Origin of the sequence: Arthrospira sp. PCC 8006 (assembly GCF_046480465.1) — a bacterium.
GTDB lineage: Bacteria > Cyanobacteriota > Cyanobacteriia > Cyanobacteriales > Microcoleaceae > Limnospira > Limnospira platensis.
Genome location: NZ_PKGG01000523.1, coordinates 1 through 562, shown reverse-complemented (window position 1 = coordinate 562; position 562 = coordinate 1). Strand labels below are relative to the sequence as shown.

1 protein-coding gene is annotated in these 562 nt (G+C 47.1%); it reads left to right on the top strand.

The genetic code is table 11. From position 1 onward, the window contains the following. Positions 1-176 precede the first annotated feature (176 nt). The gene (locus tag B9T16_RS29170; protein ID WP_410246445.1) at positions 177-308 is read left to right on the top strand and encodes a hypothetical protein; all 132 of its coding nucleotides are present in this window, start codon (positions 177-179) and stop codon (positions 306-308) included. Positions 309-562 lie beyond the last annotated feature (254 nt).

Here is a 562-nt window from a genome sequence, read left to right as displayed (position 1 = left end):
ATATTATAACTAAATTTGCCCAACACTTCATATTAACAGACTCAACGGTGGTCATTTGCTCTTACTCCCCAAACCCTCAGCCATTTATGTTGGGTGAAACCCAACATGATGSAGAAWWGSKGGCTTKGGGTTGACCGTGGAGGGGGGCGGGTTTATTAATCTTACTGCTGGGAAATGTGGTTGACTGTGGAACCCGCCCCTACAGAATATCGGAAATGTGGTTGACTACTTCCGAAAACCCCAGCCATGTAGGTTGGGTGAAACGCAGTGAAACCCAACATGATGGAGAGATGGTGGCGTTGGGTTGACCGTGGAGGGGGGCGGGTTTATTAATCTTACTGCTGGGAAATGTGGTTGACTGTGGAACCCGCCCCTACAGAATATCGGAAATGTGGTTGACTACTTCCGAAAACCCTAGCCATGTAGGTTGGGTGAAACSCAGTGAAACCCARMGAWGATGTTGTGTTGCTCAATATCTTGTANGTTGGGTGAAACGCAGTGAAACCCAACCAAGTTGCTAAATATCTTNTAGGTTNGGTGAAACGCAGTGAAACCCAANCAA